Source organism: Mesorhizobium sp. B4-1-4 (assembly GCF_006439395.2).
In the GTDB taxonomy this organism is placed as follows: domain Bacteria; phylum Pseudomonadota; class Alphaproteobacteria; order Rhizobiales; family Rhizobiaceae; genus Mesorhizobium.
Genome location: NZ_CP083950.1, coordinates 192,257 through 218,081 on the forward strand (window position 1 = coordinate 192,257; position 25,825 = coordinate 218,081).

19 protein-coding genes and 1 pseudogene are annotated in these 25,825 nt (G+C 59.9%); 5 read left to right on the forward strand and 15 right to left on the reverse strand.

Going from position 1 to position 25,825, the window contains the following annotated elements:
* Positions 1–56: 56 nt before the first annotated feature.
* The 12 genes from FJW03_RS00895 to FJW03_RS00950 form a co-directional block, all read right to left on the reverse strand.
* Complete coding sequence (locus FJW03_RS00895; RefSeq protein WP_181173211.1) at positions 57–632, reverse strand: hypothetical protein; 576 nt, start codon at positions 630–632, stop codon at positions 57–59.
* 144 nt (positions 633–776) lie between these two features.
* Complete coding sequence (locus FJW03_RS00900; RefSeq protein ID WP_140762516.1) at positions 777–1,652, reverse strand: 3-keto-5-aminohexanoate cleavage protein; 876 nt, start codon at positions 1,650–1,652, stop codon at positions 777–779.
* Positions 1,653–1,662: 10 nt separating this feature from the next.
* The gene (locus tag FJW03_RS00905; RefSeq protein ID WP_140762519.1) at positions 1,663–2,049 is read right to left on the reverse strand and encodes a RidA family protein; all 387 of its coding nucleotides are present in this window, start codon (positions 2,047–2,049) and stop codon (positions 1,663–1,665) included.
* A 40-nt stretch (positions 2,050–2,089) separates the two neighbouring features.
* Entirely contained in the window at positions 2,090–3,403 is a 1,314-nt protein-coding gene (locus FJW03_RS00910; RefSeq protein WP_140762521.1) for an aspartate aminotransferase family protein, read from the reverse strand.
* A gap of 21 nt (positions 3,404–3,424) precedes the next feature.
* Entirely contained in the window at positions 3,425–5,470 is a 2,046-nt protein-coding gene (locus FJW03_RS00915; protein WP_140762524.1) for an FAD-dependent oxidoreductase, read from the reverse strand.
* Positions 5,471–5,543: 73 nt separating this feature from the next.
* Positions 5,544–7,034, reverse strand: coding sequence for an aldehyde dehydrogenase (locus FJW03_RS00920; RefSeq protein ID WP_140762527.1), 1,491 nt, complete (start codon positions 7,032–7,034; stop codon positions 5,544–5,546).
* Positions 7,035–7,283: 249 nt separating this feature from the next.
* Positions 7,284–8,090, reverse strand: coding sequence for an IclR family transcriptional regulator (locus FJW03_RS00925; RefSeq protein WP_140762530.1), 807 nt, complete (start codon positions 8,088–8,090; stop codon positions 7,284–7,286).
* A 12-nt stretch (positions 8,091–8,102) separates the two neighbouring features.
* Entirely contained in the window at positions 8,103–9,461 is a 1,359-nt protein-coding gene (locus tag FJW03_RS00930; protein WP_140762533.1) for an NAD(P)/FAD-dependent oxidoreductase, read from the reverse strand.
* 4 nt (positions 9,462–9,465) lie between these two features.
* Entirely contained in the window at positions 9,466–10,266 is an 801-nt protein-coding gene (locus FJW03_RS00935; protein ID WP_140762536.1) for an ABC transporter permease, read from the reverse strand.
* 2 nt (positions 10,267–10,268) lie between these two features.
* Entirely contained in the window at positions 10,269–11,573 is a 1,305-nt protein-coding gene (locus tag FJW03_RS00940; protein WP_140762539.1) for an ABC transporter permease, read from the reverse strand.
* 19 nt (positions 11,574–11,592) lie between these two features.
* Positions 11,593–12,642: an ABC transporter substrate-binding protein gene (locus tag FJW03_RS00945; RefSeq protein ID WP_140762542.1), complete on the reverse strand. Its 1,050-nt coding sequence runs from the start codon at positions 12,640–12,642 to the stop codon at positions 11,593–11,595.
* Between the two features lie 29 nt (positions 12,643–12,671).
* Positions 12,672–13,754 (reverse strand): ABC transporter ATP-binding protein, encoded by a 1,083-nt coding sequence (locus tag FJW03_RS00950; protein ID WP_181173212.1) that lies wholly within the window; start codon positions 13,752–13,754, stop codon positions 12,672–12,674.
* A 172-nt stretch (positions 13,755–13,926) separates the two neighbouring features.
* Here FJW03_RS00950 and FJW03_RS30295 point away from each other — a divergent pair.
* Positions 13,927–14,140, forward strand: a pseudogene (locus FJW03_RS30295) (hypothetical protein); the annotation flags it as partial.
* 552 nt (positions 14,141–14,692) lie between these two features.
* Here the strand turns inward: FJW03_RS30295 and FJW03_RS00955 are convergent.
* The 3 genes from FJW03_RS00955 to FJW03_RS00965 form a co-directional block, all read right to left on the reverse strand.
* Positions 14,693–15,418: a hypothetical protein gene (locus FJW03_RS00955; RefSeq protein WP_181173213.1), complete on the reverse strand. Its 726-nt coding sequence runs from the start codon at positions 15,416–15,418 to the stop codon at positions 14,693–14,695.
* A gap of 465 nt (positions 15,419–15,883) precedes the next feature.
* Positions 15,884–17,158, reverse strand: a complete 1,275-nt coding sequence (locus tag FJW03_RS00960; RefSeq protein WP_140762547.1) for an extracellular solute-binding protein — start codon at positions 17,156–17,158, stop codon at positions 15,884–15,886.
* Positions 17,159–17,255: 97 nt separating this feature from the next.
* Positions 17,256–18,257, reverse strand: coding sequence for a succinylglutamate desuccinylase/aspartoacylase family protein (locus FJW03_RS00965; RefSeq protein WP_181173214.1), 1,002 nt, complete (start codon positions 18,255–18,257; stop codon positions 17,256–17,258).
* 1,255 nt (positions 18,258–19,512) lie between these two features.
* Between FJW03_RS00965 and FJW03_RS00970 the strand changes: the two genes are divergently transcribed.
* The 4 genes from FJW03_RS00970 (at position 19,513) to FJW03_RS00985 (ending at position 25,753) form a co-directional block, all read left to right on the forward strand.
* Positions 19,513–20,886, forward strand: a complete 1,374-nt coding sequence (locus tag FJW03_RS00970; RefSeq protein WP_140762553.1) for an aminotransferase — start codon at positions 19,513–19,515, stop codon at positions 20,884–20,886.
* A gap of 56 nt (positions 20,887–20,942) precedes the next feature.
* Positions 20,943–22,430 (forward strand): aldehyde dehydrogenase, encoded by a 1,488-nt coding sequence (locus FJW03_RS00975; RefSeq protein WP_140762556.1) that lies wholly within the window; start codon positions 20,943–20,945, stop codon positions 22,428–22,430.
* 75 nt (positions 22,431–22,505) lie between these two features.
* A complete protein-coding gene (locus FJW03_RS00980; RefSeq protein WP_140762559.1) occupies positions 22,506–24,161 on the forward strand; it encodes a class I adenylate-forming enzyme family protein in 1,656 nt (551 codons plus the stop codon).
* A complete protein-coding gene (locus tag FJW03_RS00985) occupies positions 24,158–25,753 on the forward strand; it encodes a phytoene desaturase family protein (RefSeq protein WP_140762562.1) in 1,596 nt (531 codons plus the stop codon). The genes FJW03_RS00980 and FJW03_RS00985 overlap by 4 nt, the downstream gene beginning before the upstream one ends.
* Positions 25,754–25,825 lie beyond the last annotated feature (72 nt).

The window sequence follows — 25,825 nt, forward strand, 5'->3', positions numbered from 1 at the left end:
TTGTGCAGTGGAATCACAAGTTTTTTGTGCCATATCCATATTTGAAAGTTTGGACGCTAAAGATCATTCCGGCGCGCCGGAATGATCGGACCACCTCTCCCGCTCAAAATCACCATCCTTACCGCGCGGCGCTCGCTGCGCCGCTCCGCCCGCGAGATGCGCGGCCGTTCGGAGTTACCGCCGCCGCGCCCTTCGTTTACGCCGCCATCATCTGCCGCCCGCGAGATCGACCGGTTTGCTCCACGGCTCCTCGCGCAGGATCGCCTCTGCGGCGCCTGCTGCAGGTTGCCCGCCTTCCGCACCGCCCGTGGATTCTCCTCCTCCGGAATCGGGCCGCTTCCCGTGACACTCACGCTATGGATCAGATCGAAAGCCATATCGGCATGCGTTTCGAGATCGGGCAGCCGACGCGCGAGGACTGCATAAGGATCGGCGTCGAACACACCGTTGAGGGAGGCGACAGCTACGAAGTGGTTGCCATCCACGGTGAGAATACCTCCCCACGAGCGCTTTGCTACGCTCTTCAGAACTGCGCTGCCGCTTCCTGCGGGTTCGGCAGCATACGTCTTCCCCGCATCGGAACCACGCTTCACGGCATGTCGTGTGGCGGCTGCGTTCTCAAGTTTCTTCACGAGCGCCGAAACGACCTCCGAAGCCCAGCTAATTCTGGACAGCGACAGATAATTCTAAACGGCACACAGGGACCTGTCAGGGCGATTTGTGCGGCCTCGACCATTAGATCCCCTTGCCCCGGATGTTGTTCTCATCAGGACTGGCTAAGCTTTCAGAACGAGCTGAGATCGTACCGAAGACGGGCTGGCGATTGTGGCGCCGAGTTTCTCCAAGAGCCATTTCGCTTTGTCGACCAGTTCGGCATTGCTCTTCACGAGTTCAGTCCGCGACATCCGGATCGTGTCCTCCATGCCTATCCGCACATGCCCGCCGAGCAGGTAGGATTGCATGAGCATCGGGTAAGCAGCGCGGCCGATACCGAACCCTGTCCAGATGGCGTCCCGTGGCAGCATGTTGCGGGCGAACATCATTGTCTCCGGCGTCGTCGCGAAGCCGTATTTCACGCCAAGCACAAGGCTTACGAGCGGAGGGCCGCGAAACACGCCGCTTGCGAGAAAGTCTTTGAGGAGATTGATATCTCCGCTGTCGAAAAGCTCGAACTCGGGCCGGACCCCGCAGTCATAGATGATCTCCGCCATCTTCCTGACGTTGGGCGGGGTGTTAATGACGACCTCGCTGCCGAAAGTCATCGTGTTGAGGTCCAGAGTGCAGATGTCGGGCCGCAGATCGCGGATGTGCTCGACGCGGCGTTCGGCTGTCACGAAATTCGTCCGAGGACCCGCGATCTTGGGATCCTCCTCACCGGGCTGGAACCGGCCACCCGGCCCAGTGGTGATGTTCAGGATCACCTCAGTGTTCTTGGCGCGGATCAGGCGAACAAGTTCGCGATAGTGATCGAGTTCCATCGACGGTCGACCGTCGGGATGGCGGACATGGAGATGCAAGATCGCCGCACCCGCTTCGGCCGCATCGAGTGCCGAGGCGGCTATTTCTTCCGGCGTCACCGGCAAATTGGCGTTGTCTTCCCGCCTCGTCAGGCTACCGGTCACGGCGCAAGTGATGATGGTGTCGTTCGACATAAGGCTTCTCTCAGCTTGCAAGGATGGCCGTCGCGGCGATCTCGACGAGCAGGCTGTCGTCGATGAGCGCCCCCGCCTGAACCATCGTTGTCGCCGGTCGAATGTCGCCAAAGACGGCGCCATGGGCTCTGCCGACGGCTTCCCAATCCTTCATATTGCGCAGGAAGATACGTGTCTCGACGACATCCTCGATCGAGGCGTCGAGTTGGCGTAGCGCCGCACCAATGCGCTCCAGAACCACGATGGTTTGCCCTTCCGCGTCGCCAGGGTGAAGGACACCATCGGGTGCCGATGCGGAGGTGCCCGAGACGACAATGATGTTTCCGGCCCGCACCGCCCGGGAATAGCCGATAGCCGCTCCCCAATTGTTGATCACGTCGACCTTTTGCCTTTTCATACGCGGCTCCTTGACTGTCCTGAGGTTTTCCTTGCCGCCATCAGCCTGCGAACGCCGGCAATGCTCGGTCGAAGGCGCGCAATATTTCGTCGATATCCGCGTCCTCCATGACGGTGGAGAACGCCATCAGCCCGTTGCCTGCAATGATCACGCCTTGGTCGAACAATGCCTTGGCGAGAGCCGTAACCCGCGCGCCGCCATCTGCCGCGGCGAATGTGGAGCGGTAGTCGCTCAGCGGTGCGTCCGTCAGGTGGACACGGCGCAGCGAGCCCAGTCCTGTAACCTGTCCCTTGATCCCATGCCGGGCGAAACAGGCGCGAACACCCTGGTCGAAGCGATCGCCGAGCGCCTCGAGCTTCTCGAATACAAGGGGTGTCAATTCTTCAAGAGCGGCTATCCCGGCCGACATCGACATGGGATTGGCGCTGAAGGTGCCGCCATGCGGCACCGCGGGCTGGCCCTTGCTCGGATCGAACACCGACATCACTTCCGCACGGCCGCCGATGGCGCCGATCGCGAAGCCGCCGCCGATAATCTTGCCGAGCGTGGTAAAGTCCGGGTCGATGTCGAAACGGCCCTGTGCGCCATTGTAGCCAAGGCGAAACGTGATCACCTCGTCGAGGATCAGCAGGGCCCCGAGTTCGCGCGTGACGCGGCGCAGCATCGCCAAGTACTCGGGCTTTGCCGGGACGAGACCGGCGCGGTTGGGCATGACATCAACGAGCACGGCTGCAAGGCTGTTGCCGCTGGCGCGCAGAATGGCCTCCGCGACTGGGGTGTTGTTGAAGGGGATGACGACGACATCGTCGAGCACCCCCTGGGGTGTCCCTTTGGCGGTCGGCACAGATCCCGGCCTCTCGATATCGCCCCAGGTAGCGGGACTGGCGTCCTGACTTGTCTCGGCGGGGTCGTAGGTCCCGTGGTAGGCGCCCTCGCATTTCGCAATCTTCGGCCTGCCGGTATAGGCGCGAGCGGCCTTGATCGCATTCATCACTGCTTCCGTGCCGGAATTTGTGTAGCGAAGCCGCTCGACGGACGGCAGGCGATCGCACAGTATTTCCGACAGCCGGATTTCGCTCTCGGTAGGCATGCCGAAACACGTTCCGGCTTCGAGCTGCCGTGTGGCTGCCTCAAGGATCTGGCGGTTGCCATAGCCATGAATCAGGGAGGTGAAGTTTCCCAGGGCATCGATCCGGACATGGCAATCGACGTCGGTGATCCGGCAGCCATCGCCGCGCCAGGCATAGATCTGATGCGGTTTGCGATAAACGGTCGTACGGGTGTTTCCGCCAGGCATGACCTCGCGGGCGCGGGCATAGAGCTTTTCGGAATTTGGTGTCGCTGGTGCTGACATGAGAATGCTCATCGCTTGGTTCTAGGTGGCAAGGTGTATCCGCTCACGACGCAATGTCGGGTTGCCGCTCTCGAATTCCTGAGCAAAACGGTGGCCCGAGTATACGGCGGCATAAATGGCAGCGGGCGCTTCGCAATCCCCAATGCGCGAGACGCGGCGCAGGCGGCCTGCATTGCCCTGATCAAGACGCGTGGTCAGTGCTTCAAACAGTTCGTTGCGAGGCAGCCGAGCCGTGACGAGGACAAGGGCGTCGGCCTCTCGGTGCGCCGTGGCCCCGGTTCGCACATCGACGAAGAGCGCCAGGCTGTCTCGGGTGCCGGCCAGCGCCATATGCGTAACCATCCCGACGCCGCGCTCATGGAGCCGCTTGGCCGTGCGGATGTTTTCAAGCGTGTTGATGGTGAAGGAGGAGATGTCGGCCGCTGGCGTGAGCAATGTGACGTCGTTGCCGGCAAGCGCCAGCTTTTCGGCGATCACGGCGCCCATGTAGTAGTGGTCGTCGTCATAGACGATGACGCGGCCTGACGGGAGATTGCCGCGCATGACGTCGTCGGGTGTGAACACGGGCAGGCTGGCCGACAGGGCAATCGGCTTGAACGCCGCACGTCCGATGCCATCCGCGCGCCATTGTGATCCTGTCGCCAGCACGACCTCGTCGGCATCGAATTCGAGAATTTCGGCCAGTCCGAGATCGCTTTCGAGATAGACGCCGACATTCGGGAGCTTGTCGATCTGTGTGATGCGCCAGTCTCGAACCCTCAGCCATTCACGCAGGCCCGGCAGCTCGCCTTCAAGGGTCACGCGGCCACCGAGACGGCTCCGCCGCTCAGCCAAGGTAACCTCGTAGCCGCGCTGCCCGAGGGCCCGGGCGCATTCGAGGCCCGCCGGTCCACCGCCGACCACGAGGACGGTCGCATCGCTCGATTTGGCGGAAATTCGTTCGGGGTGCCAGCCGCGCCGCGATTCCTCGCCCATGGTCGGATTCTGCGTGCAGCGCAGGTTCGTCATGGCAAAGTGGCTCGACACGCAGATGTTGCAGCCGATGCACTCGCGGATGTCTTCGTAGCGACCCTCCTCGATCTTCTTCGGCAGGAAGGGATCGGCGATGGACGGGCGCGCGGCGCCAATCATGTCAAGCACGCCGCGACGGATCAGGCCCGCCATCGTGTCAGGCGAGGTGAAGCGCCCTACACCCACGACCGGCTTGGTGGTGACGCCCTTGATCCCGGTCATGAACGGCTCGTGGTCGTTCTCTGATGCGAAGCGCGAGGTTGGCGAATCGTCGGCCCAGGTTCCCACCACGAGATCCCACAGGTCCGGCAGTTCGGCGAGCAAACTGATCGCCTCGATCCCTTCCTCCGCGACGCGAAGGCCCTCGGGGCCAAACAGCTCATCAATGATCAGACGCACGCTGACCGCGCAGGCATCGCCGCCCCCCTCTCGCGTCGCCTCGATCAATTCCTTCAGCAAGCGGACCCGGTTCTTCAGCGAGCCACCATATTCGTCGGTTCGTTGATTGCGGGGCGAGATGAATTGGAAGGCGATAGTGGAGAAATTGCCGTCGACATTGAGGATATCGAAGCCGGCCTTGCGCGCACGCTGCGCCGCCGCCTTCCACCAGCCCAGCAACGTCTTGATGTCGGACTTGTCCATGGCGCGAACCTGGACTGGATGGTGTCCGCTGACGGGTCGGTCCATCGGGCCGAGCGGCACCTCGCGGGTCATGCGATTGGCGTTGTAGTAAGCGGGATAGGCAAGTTGCACGCCGGCGAGCGAGCCGTGCTCGTGGACCGCTTCGACCATTAGGGCGAGTGGCGGAATGTCGCCGTCATCCCACAGCATCTGCAGAACCTCCGGCATCAGGTCGCCGGAGGGATGAACCGAGCAATGCTCGGTGTTGACCACCGCCCATCCGCCTTCGGCCTTGATGCCGCGCATCGCGGCATGGGCCTGCGGTCGCAGATTGCCCATGCCGTTGCAGTGAGGTGTCTGGTAGAACCGGTTGCGGGCGACAACGGGTCCGATCTGCACCGGCTCGAACAGGATATCGAAGCGTGGATCCCGCATGTATGGCTCTTTCTGTACCTCGCATCAAACAACGAGGAGGGCGCGCTTGGTCAATGGAGGAACAGGACGATCGCTACGCGCGGATCTTGATCCAGGTCGCCTTGAGCTCGGTGTACTTGTCGATCGCGTGCAAGGATTTGTCCCGTCCGAAGCCTGACTGCTTGTAGCCGCCAAAAGGCATGGTGATGTTGCTCTCGTCGAAATTGTTGACCCAGACCGAGCCCGCCCGCAGCCGGCGGGCGGTGGACAGCGCGACGTCGATGTTGTCGGTCCACACCGCGGCGGCGAGGCCGTAGATGGTGTCGTTGGCGAGCGCGATCGCCTCCTCCGCGCCCCTGAAGGAGATGGTTGCCAGGACGGGACCGAAGATCTCCTCCTGCGCAATTCGCATCTTGTTGCTGACATTGTCGAAGACGGTCGGCTCGATATAGTAGCCGCCGGTCTCGCTGAGGACACGCTTGCCGCCGGACTTGAGCTCGGCGCCTTCCTTGGCGCCGATATCGATGTAGTCGAGCACACGGTCCATCTGCACCTGGCTAACCATGGCGCCCAGCTTCGTGGCGGCATCAAGGGGATCGCCAACGGTAAGCGTTTTCCCAACAGCGATAACCTTCTCAAGAAACGCATCCTTGATCTTGGCGTCGACCAGCAGGCGCGAGCCGGCGTTGCAGACTTCACCCTGGTTGAAAAAGATGCCATAGGCCGCCGCCGTCGCGGCTTCATCGAGGTTGCCACAATCAGCCATGACGATATGCGGGGTCTTGCCGCCGCATTCGAGCGCAACGCGTTTCATGTTGGACTGGGCAGAATAGCTCATGAAGAGCTTGCCGACTTCAGTCGAGCCCGTGAACGTCACCGCGTCGACATCCATATGCAAGCCAAGCGCCTTGCCCGCGGTTTCGCCAAGTCCGGTGACCACGTTGAACACGCCATCCGGAATGCCGGCTTCCGCCGCGAGCTCCGCAAGACGAATGGCGGAAAGCGGCGACTGCTCGGCTGGCTTGAGGATGACTGAATTGCCCGCCGCGAGTGCCGGTCCGAGTTTCCAGCATGCCATCAGCAATGGAAAATTCCATGGAACGACCGCTGCCACGACGCCTACCGGCTCGCGCGTGATCATGCCCAATGCACCGCTGCCGGTCGGAGCGATCTCGTCATAGATCTTGTCGATCGCCTCGGCGTACCAGGCGATCGTATTGGCCGATCCCGGGACGTCGATGGACCGTGCGTCGGAGATCGGCTTGCCCACGTTCAAGGTCTCAAGCAATGCCAGTTCATCACCGTGCTGATGCATAAGGTCGGCGAAACGCTGCAGCACTTTCTTGCGTTCGCTCGGCGAGCGCCGTGACCAGGAACCAGAGTCGAAAGCCCTCCGCGCGGAGTGTACCGCCAAGTCGACATCCGCCGCGTCGCAAGACGCGACTTGGGTAAGCGTTGTCCCGTTGGCGGGGTTGATCGCGCCGAACACGCCACCGGACATAGCGTCGACGAACCTGCCGTCTATGAACGATTGTCCGCGCAGGGTGAGGTTCGAGGCGGCCCGCCGCCATTCGATCGCAGTCATCTAATTGCCTTTCTCGATAATCGGTACAACGCATCAATTTACGAGAAAGTAGATCGAGGACGCGTTTCGTGTCAATATAAAATCGGCTTCTCGGTCGATTTTCGCATTGAAAAGGCAAAGGGCGGGAGGGTTCTATTTAAAAAAGTACTAGGAAGGTCTCGCACCAACGAGCGTCATTCGGTCTTATTAACGCCAAATAGCGCGCCATGGACATTCCAGGCGCTTCGAAACGGATATATTACTTTCCGGTCAGGTGCTGGATTTCACGGTCAGCTGGAATTGCTTTTCAAGTATCTTGGAAAGTTTCTCCGCGGTTCGCTTTATGAGCGAGACGTTAAGGTCTCGATTGGCCTCCAGGATTCCATGGATCGTGCCCGTCACGCAGAGGCTGTGCAGCGTACGCTGGCCCTCAATCCTGATCGGGGCGGCGATCCCGGCAAATCCGTCCACATCCTCCCCGATGCAATATGCCACGCCAGTTTTGCGCACGGCTTCCAACTCGTCCAAAAGCAGGCTGAAGTCGGTTTTTGTGGCTGCGGTGAACCGCTTCAACGGCCTGTCAAGCACGGAAGCGATAAAGTCGGGGTCCTGAAAGGCGAGGATCGCTTTGGCGGAGGCGCCGGCATGGGCCGGGATTTCAAGGCCTGGAACGATGTAGGCCCTGACCAGATTGCCAGGCGAGACCATGTCAACGCTGCGGACGCTGTCGCCGGAAAGTCGCGCGATGAAGCAGGCTTGCCCCGTTTGTTCCGACAGTTCCTGGAGCGTAGGCCGCGCGACGACCTTGAGCCATTCGTCGCTGACGCCAGAAAAGAGCAACCTTTCCAGCCGTCGTCCGAGCTTGAAGGTGGCCGTCTTTGGGCCGCTTTGCTCGATCAACTCAACATCGGCCAGACTCTTCATCAGCCTATAGGCCGACGCTTTAGGCAGATCGAGCATCTCGCCTACCGTCGTCCCCGAGATGCCGTCTGGAAAGCCGGCCACGATCTCGAGAATACGGACATAGCGTTCCAACGGCTTTTCTGTGGCTGTCTTGCCCGATGTGCTCTTGTCCATGATGTCAGCGCTCTAGCCCTTTGCGATTCGATCATCATGCCAGTCGAAATAGCGCATAGCCAAGGGCACGAACCACGGAGAGCCGCCGTAGAACGGGGCCGTGGGGAATTTTTCGACGTCGAAGACGGACGACGGGTCTCCTCGTTCAAGAATTCTGGCTGCAAGTTTCTCCCCGAAATGTGTTCCGAGCGGAATGCCGGCGAAGTTGTAGCCGAGAGCGAAATGCACGCCGTCCTTCGTGCCGATATGGGGCATGAAATCAAAAGTTCCAGCGCAGTGCCCAGTCCAGGCACGACTGATCCGCACGCCCATGAGATCGGGCAGAATTCTCACCAGGCGATCACGGAGCGCTCCGGCGAGGGGTGTCGCCGTCGGGCTCGCGGTGCCGGTCATGCCGCCGAAGAGAAGGCGGCTCGAATCGGGCGCCGGACGCAGGAAATCGATGTTCATCTTGGTATCGAGATAGGTGCGGCGGCGCGGTATGACCCTGTCGATCGTTTCCGGCGGCAACAGTTCGGTTGCAATCAGAAAGCCGCGGAATGGAATGACCCGCCTTGCAAGCCATTTGAGGTCGCGGCTCGTATAGCCATTGGTGGCGATAATGACATGACGGGCGGCAATGTCGCCTCTCGACGTTCGAACGGTCTTCCCACGCACATCATGATCGACGCCCGCGACATTCGTGAGGGGGTACAGCCTGACGCCGGCATCGAGCGCCTTGCCGACGAGGCCGGCGTGATAAAGCCCGGGATGAATCGAGCCGAGATCTGGAATGACCGCACCGCCATGGTAGCCCTCGGAGGCGATTTCCGTTCGAACTTCATGTTTCTCGACCACGGAATAGTCAAAACCGACGGCTTGTCGGGTCTGTTCGAGCTCCGCAACCAAGGCACGAAAATGTGCGTTCGAATTGGCGGCAATGAAGCGCCCGCAAGTTTGGTAGTGGCATTCGATCTGCTCGCGCTCGACAAGCGCCTGGACGCCACGGAGAGCGGCATCAAGCTCCCGATAGACCCGCACCGCGTGGTCGCGCCCGGACTTTGCCGCCAGCCATTCAACGGACCGCTTGAGCGTGCGACCAACGAAACCGGCATTGCGGCGCGCAGCGCCCTCGCCAATCCTCTGCGCGTCGAGAACGGCAACGTCACAACCCGCCCGGGCCAGATGCAGCCCGGCGACCAGACCCGTGATGCCGCTGCCAACGACGACGACATCCGCTCCGCCGTCAAGCCTGGCCGGTGCCATGTTCTCGCCGGCAGAGGCCAGCGGCGCCGCCGACCACCAATAAGGCTCCTCGAGATAATCGTCGGCGAACAATCCGGCTTGCGCCGTGCCGGTCGTCCCAGTGTCTTGCGACATGATGTGCAGCATCACGTTACCTGTTCTTGTTGGCGTTGTAGGCTACAGCCATCAGGCAGCTTGTCAGTATGATCATCACCGCGGCCGCGGCGAGGATCGTGGGATCGAGCTGTTCACGCAGTCCCGTGAACATCTGCTTTGGCAGCGTGCGCTGCTGTGGTCCGGCAATGAACAGGACCATCACCACTTCGTCGAATGACGAGGCAAAGGCGAACACCGCCCCCGCGGCCACGCCTGGCGCGATGATTGGAAGCATCACCGTTCGAAATGCCGTCACGCGGCCGGCGCCCAGACCTGCCGCGGCCCGCATCAGATTGAAGTCGAAGCGTGTTAGCGTCGCCGTGACGGTGATGACAACGAAGGGCGATGCCAGAATGGTGTGGGCAATGACGACGCCGGCGTAGGAATAGTTGAGGCCGAGCGGCGAAAAGAAGATGAACAGGCCGAGACCCAGCACGACGACGGGAACGATCATGGGCGTGATCGCAAGCGCCATCACGGTCGTCCGAAAGGGAAACCGTGGATTGACGAGGCCGATTGCCGCGAGCGTGCCCAAAGTGGTGGCAACGACGGTGGTCGAAATCGCAATCACCAGGCTGTTGATCATTGCCCCGGTCCACAGGGGCGAGGAAAAGAGCTGTGCGAACCAGCGGAGAGACACTGCACGGAATGGGTAGGTGAACCAGGGATCGGCATTGAACGAAATCGGGAGAGCGACTGCCAGCGGGAGCACCAGCAGGAGAAGAGCGAGCCCCACAAACCCGTAAAGCGGTATGCGAATGTATGCGGGAAACTCGGTGTAGACGCGGTGGCTCATAGTCAGATCCGATCCGATGAGTGACGTGCGACCTGGCGCGCGAGGGGGAGCGCCACAATGCCCGCTCCAAGGATGAGTACGACGCTCAGTGCCGAAGCGAGCCCCCAATTCAGATCTTCATTGGTAAACCTCGCAATGAAGAAGCTCACCATCTGATCGGACGGTCCACCTACCAAGGCCGGCGTCAGATAGAAGCCAAGGCACAGCACGAAGGTGAGAAGCCCGCCTGCGGCAATGCCCGGAACCGCCTGCGGCAGAAAAATCGTCGCATGGGCCAGAAGAGGGCCTGCACCGAGGCTGCGGGCGGCCTTTACATGGTTCGCTGGAATCGCGCGCATCACGCTGATCATGGGCAGCACCGTAAACGGCAACTGGATCTGGATCATCGCGATGATCGTCGCCATGCGCGTGTAAAGAAGGGGCAGCGGTTCGGAGCTCAGTCCCGTTCCGGCCAGCGCATTGTTGAGAACGCCATTGGTCTGGAGGAAGACTATCCACGACATTGTCCGCACCAGGAGCGAGGTCCAGAACGGGAGGAGAATGAAGAACAGGAGGACCGCCGCGGTTCGCCCGCTGGCATTGGCAATGACATACGCAACCGGGTATCCGATCACGATCGTGAGGCCCGTGACGACAAGGCTGATCAGGATTGTCCTGAGATAGATCGACCGGAAATCATAACGCGATTCCTGAGACAGGCTGCCATCGGCTTCGATCTTCACGGGAAAGCCGGTTGCCCAGCGCAAATAGAAAGCGCTGTAGTGACTGTCATGGTGCTTGATGATGCTCCAGACGCCACCCTGTCCCCACGCCGCGTCTGCCTGGATCAACTGGGCTTTCCAAGCCTTCGGGTCGGCGCGGTCGAAATCCTGGGAAAGCGCCTGCTGAGCGCTGAAGATGGCACTCGCCCCACCAGCCAATTCGTACCCCAGCCGACGGGCTAGCGGGCGCACGGATCCAACGTGTCCTGCGGCTTCCAGTTCCTGTCCGAGCGTCATGAAGGTGGCAGTGGCTGGAAGATCATCTCCACCCCAGGCCTGAAGCGTCTGTGTCGTCAGAGGCAGCGCCTTGGCGATTTCCCCGTCGGATATCGCCGTATGAACGACAGACCCTATGGGAATCACCAGGAACAGAAGTAGGAAGATCAGGAGCGGCGCCGCCGGAAGAGCAGCCCGAGCTGCCCTCCGGTTGTTGTCGCTTCTGATCGAGGACCGAACGACGACACCAGCCGTCGATGACGCGATGTTTCCCGTAGGGGCATCATTCTGCGTCATTACCAAGCCCACGTCGCCGTATGGCAGTGTCATCTAACAACTCCCGACTGGCCTACTGGGAAATCCAGCTGGAGAAGCGCGCGTTCAGTGCGTCCCCGTTCTTGGCCCAGAATGCTCCGTCCTGGGCCAGCGCGCCCTCGCTATTTCGAGGGGCGGACGGCAGGTTCGGCAGCACGTCCTTCGCGACGAGATCGCTGGCAGCCTTTACGGTTGGGCCGTAGGCGATGTAGTTGCTCAGGGTGGCGTTGACATCCGGCTTGACGCTGAAGGCCACCAACGCCTTGGCGGCTGCAAGGTTCTTCGAGCCGGAGGGGATGACCCACATGTCAAAGCCACGGATCTGATTGGTCCAGGCGATCCCAAGATCGGCACTTTCCTTGGTGTTGGCATCGGCAATGCGGCCGTTCCAGGCCAGTGCCATCGTCACTTCGCCGGATTTGAGAAGTTGCGGCGGCTGCGCGCCGGCCTCCCACCAGACGATGTCCTTCTTGATTGTGTCGAGCTTCTTGAAGGCTCGATCAACGCCGGCGGGCGTCGCCAGCGTTGCATAGACATCAGACGCCGCCACGCCATCCGCGAGCAGGGCGAGTTCGAGCGTATCCACCGGGCTCTTGCGGAAGCCGCGTTTGCCCGGGAAGGTCTTTGTGTCGAAAATGTCGGTCAGTTTGGTGGGCGCGTTCGGGAACGCCTGTTTCTGAAACGCCAGGATGGTGGCGTAGACGCTCGTTCCCACCGCGCAGTCGGTAAGGGCGCCCTCCACGAGGCCCGCGGATTTGAAGGCCGCGTCAGTGCCAATCTTCTCGAGCAATCCCTGGTCGCAAGCGGTCGCGCCTGTTTGCGGATCGACGTCGATGACGTCCCAGGCGACATTGCCGCTATCGACCATGGCGCGCAGCTTGGCCAGTTCGCCGCTCCAGGTATCCTGGGTCACGGTGATGTTCTTTGCCTTCGCGTAGGGATCGAGGAAAGCCTTTGTCTGAGCCTCCTGCAAAGCCCCACCCCAGGAAACGACGGTCAGGCCGTCTGCCAAGGCTGGAAAACTCGCCGCAGTCAGGACAAGCCCGACAAGGCATGACTGTTTGAACGAACGCGCTCCTAACATGTGATGTCCTCTCTGGATTTTCAGTTCTGTTATCTGCCGTCAAGCGCCCAGGCATCGTGCGGCTCCCAGTCGAGAAGGACAGGGCTGCCCATCTCCATCTGGATTCCCAACGATGATGAACTCTTCGCAATCAACCGTTCCCCGCCGGGCAGTTCGACGTGGATCCGGAACTGGTCGCCGCAGTAAATGATGTCGCTGACCTGACCGCTGAGCGTTCCGGCGCGGTCCTGCCCGATTATACGGACGCTCTCCGGCCGGATGGCGATCGTTGCCCGTCGATCAACCTTTGCGTGTGCGCTGCTGCGTGCCCAAATTTCCTGGCCGCCGGCCAGTCTTGCGCGGGCCAGATCGCCTTCGATCGAGACGATTTTCGCGTCGAGGCAGTTATTGTCGCCAACGAACTCGGCGACGAAGCGGTTCGCGGGGCGGCCATAGATATCCTGCGCTGAACCGATTTGCTGGATGCGGCCGTCGTTGAAAATAGCGATCCTGTCGGACATCGTCAGCGCTTCGTGCTGATCGTGCGTGACATAGACGACTGTCAGGTCAAGCCGGTCGGCGATCCGACGGATTTCGAGCTGCAGGTCCTCGCGCAGCTTCTTGTCCAGAGCGCCGAGCGGCTCATCCATCAGCACCAGGCTGGGTTCGAAGACAAGCGCTCGAGCGAGCGCGACCCGTTGTTGCTGGCCACCCGACAAGGCCGTGGGCTTGCGTTGTGCAAGATTCGAAAGTTGGACCATCGCCAGCGCTCCGCCGACGCGCGTGGCGATCTGCTCCTTGGAAAAGCCTCGCACCCTCAATGAATAACCAACGTTCTCAGAGACCGTCATATGCGGGAAGAGGGCATAGTTCTGAAACACCATGCCGATATTCCGCCTTTCCGGCGGCATGTCCTGAATCGGCCGCCCGTCGAGCGTGATTTGCCCGCCTGACGGGTATTCGAAGCCGGCGAGCATCATGAGTGTCGTCGTCTTACCCGATCCCGAAGGTCCAAGAAGCGTCAGAAACTCACCTTTCGCGATGTCGAGGTTGAGATCGCGCACGACAAAACTATGGCCGTCGTAGGTCTTGGATATGCCGGTCATGCCGACATGCATCGGGGGCTGAACCATCGTAAAGCGCTTATCCCATTTTTCTCGTTTATCGAGACTTATTATTGAATATTGAGAATAGAGCATTCATGTTGGCGGGCGTCAATCCCCGTGCGCAAATTGTGACCGTGTCATGGACATCGATATCGGCTGCGGCTTCGATCTGCGTTCCCTTGGTTTGGGGAAAGCCGCAGGGTTCGCCGATCAGTTCACACGACCACACGGGCGACACCCCAAGGAATATTTTGCCATGCTGGCCGGCATCTTGGCCGATGCAACCAATCTCGGTGCGCAGCGGATGCCGGCGCGTTCAAGAGCATCAGCGCCCATCAGATTGGGCCGCCCGGGCCTGCAGTCATCCCAGTCTGTGGGGCAACGGAACGACAGCGTCGTCCGAGGCACTGTTCTTGTGAAAGTCCGTAAATCCCAAGCCGACGCCCGCGCAATGAGCCGGTTCTGCCGTCCGGCAGGCCTAACTTTTCGCATCGAGACGGATGATGCGTTGAGCGGGCTAGTGGAGGATCTCGGTGACAAACCGAAGTGCGCAACCCGGTCGTCGGACCCATCTACGTGGAGCGCGCAGAGTGGGGCAACCTCCTTGCCATTGAGATTTGACTGGCGGCCAAAGGATCCGAGGACGTGACCTGCTGCCGCAATGCGAGCCCCCTCATTCGGGTGCTCTTGGACTTGAATGTTTGACTGTCCAAACCTGACCATCAGGTTCCATTTAACGCAACTGGTTGGACGCTTGCGAACGCGGTCCCGATCGCTCCGCCCTCCTCGCCGAGCTGATTGCCATGAACGTTATCGCCTCCTGCTTTCGAAAGAATTGCTTGAAGCGTCATACGCATCGTTCCACGAAACCCTACTTGGACCAGAAGCCCGGCACGTCGCGCTTGCGTAAGAAGATGCCTGTCTTCCAGGTCAAGCTTGTGCGGATAAATATCATTATCATCCTACTAGACAGTTTCGGAGCAGATCGCCGCGGCATTCTCCACCTGCGCGGCCCTGTTCTGCTTGAGGAGATCCAATGGGACTTTACCGTCGAGCAGAGCGCACGGATGAATCAGCCAAAGCCATGCAGAGCGTGGATTCTGCATCTTTGCCAATACTTGGCTAATGCCATCGACTGGACGTCCGTCGACGAATTGCGCCAACGGGAACACGTGCGTTCGCCTGCTTTTCGGCAGTGCGATGACCTCATTGCGACGTTTCCACAGATGCAGCGTCGATCGCGGAATGCTGAGTTTGTCCTCAATAAAGGTCTGGCCTGCCACCTCGCCTGCCCAGCTCTGCATCAAGGTCAATCGACCTTGGTGTTGTTCGGCGCTAATCTCCACGTCAGCCTGATCGGCAATCGCGTTTCCAGATAAAGGCTGGCCGCGCCTTTGGCGCTCATTGAACTCTACGGCCAACGATAGAACGAGCCTCGAGATCGCGTCGGGAAATAGTTCGCCGGCGCAATCCAACGCCAATCGGTGTTCTGATGGAAGTGACGTAAGGGCGATCAGCACCTCGCCAGCCAGCCTGCCGGCAATGTCCAATATCTCTCGTACCACCGGCACATTCTGGCGGCGCAACACAAGCTCAATCTCCACAGCGATCAGCCGTGCGGCTTCATTGCGCCAATGGCGGCTCAGGCGGTTCCGCGTCGCTGAAAAATTGCTTTCTTTCACCGTCATCATACCGGCTCACCCGCTGGCCCGGTACAACACCCGACCAGCCAGCGCGTCAGACGCGCATCTCTAAGGCCTTGGTCCCATGCAACCTCAGCGAACAAAACCCTTCCGTCACGGAGACCACGTTTCTGCTGAGCGATCCCCCAATGCACTGGACGAGGTGGAAGGACTTGGTGATCTGTTTCACGGAAACGGGCCATCAGCAGACTCGCATTTTTGCGGACAATCGTCCTCGACAGACAGGGCAGATCGGCCGAATGGATTTTTTGGAGGCGGTTGGCCCTTCGCCGAGCTTGGCGAGAGCCTGGTCGCACGAGCAGGAAAGCAAAATTGTCGCCCCGCAATGGAGGGATATACCCTTTGTATCGCTGATCCCGTCGTACGCTCCGCTGCTTTGTTGCTCGCAAAAGGGGGGTAAGGTGATCGAGATCAGGCGGTTCCCCACCAAAAACCGTCCCTGTGCTACTCAGGTCAGCCGAGCAGTTTTTTCGTCTCAGTGGCCATGGCCTGCAGTGCTGTGGCAGGTGCCTTACGTTGGAAGATCACCTCTCGCATCTCGTCCGACATCATTTTGGCAATCATGACGGTGTTGTCGCTCGAAAACGAGAACTGATCGCCAGTGATCGCGAGACGCTCGACAATACCTCGATGAAGAGGATTGATCTTCAGGTACTCATCGAGAAAAGCTGGATCTTTCAACGCTACGAGACTGATTGGGATATAACCAGAATTCTTTGCCAAAATCATCTGGCCTTTCTTTCCGACAGCGAACTTCATGAACTCCCAAATCACTTTTTGCTTCGCGGCGTCTTTCGTGAACATGACGAAGCCGTGTCCCGCACCGGCGAGGCGGCCTTCAGGGACCGCGACGGGTATTTGACCTACAGCCAGTTCAAAATTTCCATTGACCGCCTTGGCGATGGAAGTGGTCCCACTCGCCGACTGTATATGCATTGCGGTCAAGCCTGCTTTGAATGCCTGGCGGGCCTGCTCTGTGGACATGTCCGTCCTCACGATCCCGCCAAAGCGCGAAAGGGTGTTCAATGCTTGCAGTCCCTCTCTTCCATCAAAGGCAATCGACGTTCTGGCCGAATTCATCATCCGACCACCATATGAGGCAAGCAATGTCTGGAAGATCCAGGCGTTATTCGCCATATACTCAATGAAGCCGCCATTGACCGCGCCATCCAAGGTTTTAATTTTTAGCCCGATGTCGTGAATTTCATCCCAAGAGGCGGGTGGCTGTTGCATGGAATACCCAACCTTGCGGAGCAGGTTCATGTTACAATAGATTATTGGGATCGTCGTACCGTAAGGGATCGAATACACTTCGTCGTTTACCGTAGTGGCGTCGATCATCGCCTTCGAAATCCCGAGGGCTTCGAGGCTACCGAGGTCATTTGCAAACAATTTGTTGAGCGGTTGCGCGATATGCCTACTCGCCAGAATACCGGTATAGCTTAGCGCCTGCCAGGATGCATCCGGCAAGGAGTTTATCATGGACGCTCGGATAGTGTTGTTGAGAAGAGGGTCCCAGCTATCTCCGTCAGCCACAAACTTGACCGACATAGAAGCATTTTCCTTTTCGAATTCTGTAGTGAGTCCGGAAAGAACGGCTTGGTAAGTTGGTGCCGCCTGGGAAATCGTGACAGTTGTTTTTTCTGATGCCCTGACGATGGCAGGCGCGGCTATCACGGCACTAGAGACAGCGCCGGTTAGCAGAAAACTTCTGCGAGTGATTATCATTTAGAATCTCCAAGTTTGATTTTTCCCGCAAGGAGGCGTTACTCGGCAAATCCACAGCAGCGTGTTTAGGCCTATGATGCTTGCCTGATGGCGGACCTTAAAGCGACATGGGTACTGCGAGCTTGACGAGGCCGTCCCCGATTTGTGTTGCCACCTGCAAGCGACGGCAAAGGACAAAGCCAGGCTCCGTAAAGCGGATTGCGGTCGGGGCCGACCAGGGCAGATCGATCGAGTGTAGAAATCCCGCCAGTTGATCTTTTTCAACATGCTCGCCAGGCTGAACGCGGGCTTCGAACAAGCCGCTGCTCGGCGCACAAACTGTCGAACTAACCGGCAGTCGGCGCATGAATGCCACTTCCGGCGATGCCTCCTCCAGTTTGCCACGCCAAACGCCGACGTGATGAAGGAGGCGTATCAACCCCGACCAAGTCTGATCGAGCATCAGAGGGCTTACGGACCCGCCGCCGATCTCGGCGGTTATGTTCAATACGCCCGCGCGGTCGCACGCGCCGAGCAGACTTGAAGCTGTATAGTCTTCCTCATCCACGAAGAACGCGACGGGGAGCCCAAAGCACCTGGTCAACTCGATGAGGCGCTGCCTCCTCTCGCCCTCAATCGCGCCCGATATCATCGCTGACGGAAAGTAATCGATGTGCTTGCCGCCGGAATGGATATCCAAAACGACGTCCGCTCTCGGGATAAGAAACGTCTCAAGGAAGTGCGCAATGCGCTGCGTTGTTGTTCCACTCGGTGAGCCAGGAAACGCGGTGTTCAAGTTACCATTGTCGGAAGCCGAAAATCGTTGCCCGATCCTCACTGCCTCGGCGTTTGCAGCGGGGAGCACGATCAATTGGCCACGGACGTCTTCTGCCTTGATCCGATTCAACGCGGTTCTGGCAATGATCTGCCCCTCGTACTCATCTCCGTGGCATCCACCAATGACGATGATACAGGGCCCATCCCCGTTGCGTATGGACGTGATCGGAACCATTGACTGCCCGAAAGGTGAAAGCTCATTCGCGCTTTTCACATTGAGATAGCCGTCGTGGCGACCATCTCTGTCAACATCAACATCCAGTCGAAATGATGAAGTTCTCATCCTAAGTGAACTCCTGAGGAAGGTCGATAGGGATGGCACAAGTCGCAACAGCATTTGCGCTTGGCGCGTCGTGAGCTCGTCCTATTTGAAGCACCAGATCGATATCTGCGCGCCGGACCAGGAAGAAGGAGACCAGAATCCAGTCGCGTTCGCAGGGCTTCAAAAGCATGTCGCGCAAAGTGGCTTTCAAAAGCATGGGTCAAGTGAAGGGAAATTGGTTCGGCGTAAGACGCAGACGCACATGCGACCAACCCGATGGCGCCCGACTGATAATAGTGTTCGTTTCATCCTAGAGCTCCGTATCAGGTGGCTTAGAAGCAGAACCGCCGCCGGGACGTACCGCGCTTCAAAATAGGAAGAAGAGAGAGCGGGACGTTTCGGATAGCCGGATGCTTAGGCTGCCCGGATGAAGACGATCTGACAGGTTCGGATCAAGTGAGCCACCTGTACCCAATTCCCACGGAAGACGTTCCTGCAAGCAGCTGAGGAGGGAATAGACGGAAGGTGCAATTTGCCCGCCGCTGGACTGGATCGCAGTTGAAACATTGCCCAGCATACGGGAGCGATCTTTGGCACCAAGCAGGATCGTCAATTCACGTCCCTTCTTCTAGACGTCACGTTCACGGAGATCGGTGGCTCGTCCTTTTGTGCGATTAGGAGACGAGGGCTGTTCGGATTGGCCGAACCGATCCTCACGCACTAGGGGCGAGCCACGGGAGAGCATAGCGAAGCGTTCATTTCGTTTGATGTAGCCAAGAAGAAGCACGCGGTGGCGATTGCAGAGTGCGACCACACTGGCGCGGTGCGGTTTGTCGGTGGGTTGAGAATGGTCCGACAATGATAGAGCGGACGATCAAGTGGGAAGAGGTATGATCGACTGCCCGTCTGCTTCGAGGCAGGGTCGACGGGTTACGGGGCCCCCTCCACGAGGCTGGCCGCGGGCGTGTGCGGGCGCGAGAAGCTGATAACGACGACCTGCGCCGCAACGCCCGTAGCTACTCTCCTTCCTCCCGCGCCATGGCCGGATCTACGAGGGTGGCGGTCATTGAGGCGTGACCCATAATGCTCCCTGACGGTTCTGAGGCGGGGAAAGCGTTGGGTTGTGTCCTGCATCGGAAAACTGCAGAATTTTGATTGATCAAGCAATCAGAATTGTTGACACTTCACTCCACTTGCGTCACTAGTTGGAACGAAAGCGCACGGTGGCAGGACGATGAGCCGATGCGCGTCGGTCAATTGCATGGGGAGGTCGCGCATGGTGGGTGTTCTCGATAGTGGCATTAAAACCGCAATGCGCGAGCACATTCTCGTGCCTGCTCAGGAAATGGCAAAACTTGGAAAGTCCTCCCAGCCGGTTCTGGCCTATGCCGAAGGAATCTATGTTTATACCGACGATGGCCGCAGGCTGATCGACGGCCCGGCGGGCATGTGGTGCGCCCAGGTTGGATATGGTCGCAAGGAGATCGTGGACGCCATAGCGCATCAGGCAATGACGCTGCCTTACGCATCTCCCTGGTATATGGCCACGAGCCCAGCTGCGCTTCTGGCCGAGAAGCTCGCAACGCTGACGCCAGGAGACCTTAACCGTATATTCTTCACCACTGGAGGGTCGACCGCAGTCGATAGCGCGCTCCGATTTTCCGAGTTCTACAACAACGTACTGGGGCGGCCCAAGAAGAAGCGCATAGTCGTGCGCTATGATGGCTACCACGGCTCGACTGCGCTGACCGCTGCCTGCACGGGACGCACGGGGAATTGGCCGAACTTCGACATTCAGCAGGACAGGATCACATTTCTTGCGAGTCCTAATCCGCGTCATGCCGGCAACCGAACGCAAGAGGAATTCCTTGATGATCTTGTGTCGGAGTTCGAGGATCGGATCGCGGAGCTAGGCGCGGACACGATCGCCGCCTTTCTTGCGGAGCCGATCCTTGCGTCTGGCGGCGTCATCATTCCGCCGGAGGGATATCACGCCCGCTTCAAGGCGATCTGCGAGAAGCACGACATACTCTATATCTCGGACGAGGTGGTTACCGGCTTCGGTCGCTGCGGCGAATGGTTCGCATCGGAGAAGTTGTTCGGTATCGTGCCCGACATCATCACTTTCGCCAAGGGCGTGACCTCGGGCTACGTGCCCCTGGGAGGGCTTGCGATCTCCGACAAGGTGCTCGCGCGGGTTTCGGGCGACAACGCCAAGGGTAGCTGGTTCACCAACGGTTATACCTACACCAACCAGCCGGTGGCTTGCGCCGCGGCGCTGGCCAACATCGCGCTGATGGAACGTGACGGCGTTGTCGAGCATGCGCGCGCCCAGGCGGACTATTTCGCCGATCGGCTGCAGTCGTTGTCCGACCTGCCAGGCGTGGCCGACGTTCGCTCGGTGGGACTGGTGGGGTGTGTCCAATGCCTGCTGGACACCGACCGGATCGATCCGCTGGACGAGGACAAGGCCTTTACCCGGGAGATCGACCAGCGCTGTTTCGAGCTCGGGCTGATCGTTCGGCCGCTGGGCGATCTGTGCGTCATCTCGCCACCGCTCATTATCACTCGCGAACAGATCGACGACATCGTCGCCATAATGCGCCAGGCCATTTCCGAGGTCGGCGCGGCGCATGGCCTTGGACGCTAGACGCGATCGCCCGGGAATCGGTCTTGCGCAAATCTTAACAAAAGGATGAGACTGACATGCTGCAAACTATCGACTGGCATGCACGTGCAAAATCAGTACGGCTGCCGAACCGCCCCTTCATCGACGGCCAATATGTCGAGAGTGTTTCGAATGAGACCTTTGCTTGCATTTATCCCGGCGACGGACGGCTGCTGACGCAGGTGGCCTCGTGCAACGAGGCCGACGTCGACAGGGCGGTCCGCTCAGCGCGCAAGACCTTCAACGCGGGTGTCTGGTCGCGCATGACGCCCGCCGATCGGCGCAGAATATTGCTGCGCTTCTCCGAACTAATCCTGACCAATCGCGAGGAGCTGGCGCTCCTGGAGACGCTCAATGTCGGCAAGCCGATTGCCAACGCGTTCAACGGCGATGTGGTCAGCGCCGCCAACTGCATTGCCTGGTATGCCGAGGCAATCGATAAGGTCTATGACGAGGTGGCCGCGACCTCCCATGAGATGACCACGTTGGTGGTGCGCGAACCGCTGGGTGTCGTCGCCGCCGTGGTGCCGTGGAACTATCCGATGTCGATGGCCGCATGGAAACTCGGCCCTGCGCTAGCCACCGGTAATTCGGTGGTCCTGAAGCCGGCCGAGCAATCGCCCTTCACGGCGTTGAAATTCGGCGAGTTGGCCATCGAGGCCGGGCTCCCACCCGGTGTCCTGAATGTCGTGCCCGGCCTCGGTCACATCGCCGGCAAGGCGCTCGGCCTGCACATGGATGTCGACTGTGTCGGCTTCACCGGCTCGACCGAGGTCGGCAAGTATTTCATGCAATATTCTGGTCAATCCAACATCAAACGCATCGGCCTGGAGCTTGGAGGCAAGTCTCCGCAGGTCGTGCTTGCCGATTGCGACGATTTGGATGCAGCCGCGGCCGGGGTCGCCGCCGGCATTTTCGCCAATACAGGGCAAGTCTGCAATGCCGGTAGCCGTCTGATCGTCGATGAAAACGTTCGGGACGTGCTATTCGCAAAGATAATGGCACAGGCAAAGTCCTTCGTGCCCGGCGACCCGCTGGACGCCGCTACCCGCATGGGTTCGCTGGTCACCCAAGAGCAGATGGATCGGGTGCTGGGCTACATCGACGCCGGCCGTGCCGAAGGGGCGACCACGCTGATTGGCGGCAGCCGCGTTCGGGTCGAAACCGGCGGCTTCTACATCGAGCCGACCATTTTCGACCGCGTCAGGAACGACATGAAGATCGCGCGGGAAGAGATATTCGGTCCAGTGCTGTCGGCCATCACGGTCAAGGGCTTCGACGAGGCAATGGAGGTGGCGAACGACACGATCTACGGCCTTGCGGGCGCGGTTTGGACGGGTTCGATCAAGAACGCACACCGAGCGGCCAAGACGATCAAGGCGGGTGTGGTGTGGGTCAACTGTTTTGATCGTGGGTCGATGGCGGTTCCCTTCGGCGGCTTCAAACAGTCTGGCTTCGGTCGCGACAAATCTCTGCACGCGATGGACAAGTACACCGATCTCAAGGCGATGTGGTTCGCGCACTGACTGTTGCCGCCGCCCATCTTGTCGACGGCGCGGCCACAGGAACTCAACACTGATCTGCTGCATTCGGAGGTGGAAATGTGGAAGGACGAAGTCCTGGCGCAACCTGTCGTCGGGTATGTTGACCGCGTTCGTGGAATAGAAGCCGAGCCACTGCCCGACAATATCGGCGCGCTTATCGATGCCGCCGCCGATGAGGCTGGTGATAGGCTGTTGTGGAATTTCTTCGAGCGCGGTGAAACCATCACCTATGCCGATATGCGACGTACGGTGAATGGGCTCGCAGCGGGTTTTCTGGCGATCGGGATCCGCAAGGGCACACATGTCGGCGTGATGCTGCCGAATATCGCCGCCTTTCCGCTGACTTGGCTGGCGCTTGCCAGAATCGGGGCAGTGATGCTGCCCATCAATCCCGGCTACACGCCACGCGAGACCGCGCATGTGATGAAGGTCGCCGAGGCCGAATGGGTGGTCACCCACGCCTCCACGCGTGCAACGCTCGATCTTGCACACGCCGAGGATCTGGTGTCGCTGCCGTTGGAGCGGATGATCGTCGTGGGAGGAGACGTACCAGACGGCGCGCGCGACTGGCAGGCGCTGGGCGAGCCGACCGATAGCTTCGCGGCACCCGAACGCGTCGGCCAAGACGACCTCCTGAACATCCAGTTCACGTCGGGCACCAGCGGTTTCCCAAAAGGCTGCATGCTGAGCCAGCGCTACTGGATTTCCGCAGGCAAGGTGAATGCATTTCGTGACGGCAGGGTCTATCGCCGCATTCTGGCCTCGACGCCCTTCTTCTACATGGATCCGCAGTGGCTGTTGCTGATGACCATGTATCAGAGGGGCACGCTCTTCGTCGCCGCGAGGCAATCGACCAGCCGCTTTTCTTCCTGGCTGAAGGAGTACGGTATCGAGTTCTGTCTGCTGCCGTGGATTCTGCATGGTATGGCCACGCAGCCGCACGACGCCGACAACAAGGTGGTGCGCGCCAACATCTACGGCTGTCCGAGCGATCTTCACCAAGCTTTGGAAACGCGATTCGATCTGAATGCGCGCGAGGCTTTCGGTATGACGGAGGTGGGCCCGGCAATGTTTGCCCCGATCGAGCGCTCCGACAAGGTCGGATCCGGATCGTGCGGGGTGCCCTGTCCATTTCGACAATGCCGCATCGTCGACGAGGTGGGCAATCCCGTCGAGCAAGGGGCAGTTGGCGAATTGCAGATCTGCGGTCCCGGTATCATGCTGGGCTATTACAACAATCCGCAAGCGACCGCCGAGGTCCTGCGCGACGGATGGTTTTCCACCGGTGATCTGTTCCGTCAAGACGGGGACGGTTTTTTCTACATCGTCGGCCGCAAGAAGGACATGATCCGGCGCTCGGCCGAGAATATTGCCGCGCGTGAGGTCGAGACGGTTCTTGCCGCGGCCCCCGGCGTGGCCGAAGTCGCGGTGGTCGGCGTGCCGGACGCTCTCAGGGGCGAGGAGGTCAAGGCCTATCTGAAGCTCAAGGAAGGCCAAGGCCTCGACCAGCAGCTCTTGGACGGTGTCATCGCTACAGCCCAGGCCGGTCTCGCTGCCTTCAAGGTTCCCCGCTTCTATGCCGTCGTCGAGGATTTCCCCCGCACCGCTTCGCTAAAGATATCCAAGCCGCAGCTCAAGGCGCGGGACGCCGGCCCGCGGGCTGGTTCCTATGATCGCACGGTCGGCGCCTGGATCGAAGGAGCCAACGCATGAAGCCGCACTATGACGCCGTCATCGTCGGTGGTGGTCATAACGGGCTGACCTGCGGCGCCTATCTTTCGCGTGCCGGGGTCAAGGTCCTGGTGGTCGAGCGGCGCGATGTCGTCGGCGGCGCGGCCGTGACCGGAGAGATCGCGCCCGGATATCGCTCGTCTATAGCGTCCTACTACCAAGGCCTCTTGCAGCCCAAGGTCATCCTTGACCTTGAGCTGCAAAAATACGGCTTCGAGGTGCTGCCGGCGCATCCCACCGTCTTCGCGCTTGAAGGCGGCAGGACCTTCACCATGTGGGACGACCCCGACAAATTCGCAGCCGAAATCGGCAGGTTCTCGAACGCCGACGGTCAGGCATACGGGCGCTATCGGGCCCATATGCAGAAGATCGCCCCCTTTATGAGGCAGCTTCTCTGGGAAATTCCCATTAATCCCGGCAGCAGCAAGATGCGCGACTTGAGGCGCATGGCTGGATTCGTATGGCGCTTTCGCAAGATTGGTCCGCAATTTTTCGACATCTACAACCTTCTGACTATGAGCGCCTACGACTACCTGTCGCGCTGGTTCGAGTCGGAGGATGTGAAACTGGTCCTCGGCTTCTTTGCCGGCGGCGGCGGCGCCAATTCCAGTCTGAAGACGCCGGGCTCGGCCTATATGCTGGCGCGTGGCATCGTGCGCGACGGCAGTACGCCGGCAGGCCCCGCCGGATTCATGAAAGGCGGAATGGGCGCGATCTCCGACGCCATCCGCCGTTCCGGTGAGGTGCATGGCATGAAAATCCGCACCGGTGTCCCGGTCGAAAGAATCCTGGTCGAGAACGGACGCGCGGTCGGCGTCCGGCTCGCGGGTGGCGAGGACATCCGATCAAGGATCGTGGTCGCCAATGCGACAGCGCGCACGATCTTCACCAAGCTCATCGAGCCCGGTCAGTTGCCTGAGCACTTCAATCGCGACATCTCCAACATCCGTTGCGAAAGCACGGTGTTTCGCGTCAACCTGGCGCTAAAATCGCTGCCGGACGCGCCTGTCTTCGCACAGGCCGCGCGCGAAGGCGGCGTCCTGCCGCAAATGACGATCGCCCCCAGCGTCGCCTATATGGAACGCGCGCATCGCATCTCTCAGGAGGGCGAGATCGCCGACGAGCCGTTCCTGATCGTGAAGGTGCCGTCGATGGTGGATCCAACGCTGGCGCCTCCCGGGCACCACATCATGAACATCTTCGGCGGACACGCGCCCTACACGCTCGTCAGGGGCAGTTGGGATGAGCGGCGCGAGGAACTGTGGGAGAATGTGTTGAAGGTGCTCAAGACCCAGTTCCCAAACATCGAGGAGCACATCCTGCACCGACAGGTCATTACGCCGCTGGATCTGGAGAGAATTTTTGATCTTCCGAACGGTCATGTGCATCACGGTGAAATCAGCGCCGACCAGATGTTCTTCCGCCGGTTCTCTCCGAACTATGCCGATTGTCGCAGCCCGATCGAAAGGCTTTACCAGGCCAGCGCATCGGTTCATCCCGGCGGCGGCGTTACCGGCGTTCCCGGGCACAACGCGGCCAAGGTGATCCTGGAAGACCGCGGGAAATGGAACTGAGCCATGCTTATCGATTTTTCCAGTCGGCCGCCGCTGCCGGAGTTTTCCCCTGCGGCCCCGCATTTGAGCAAT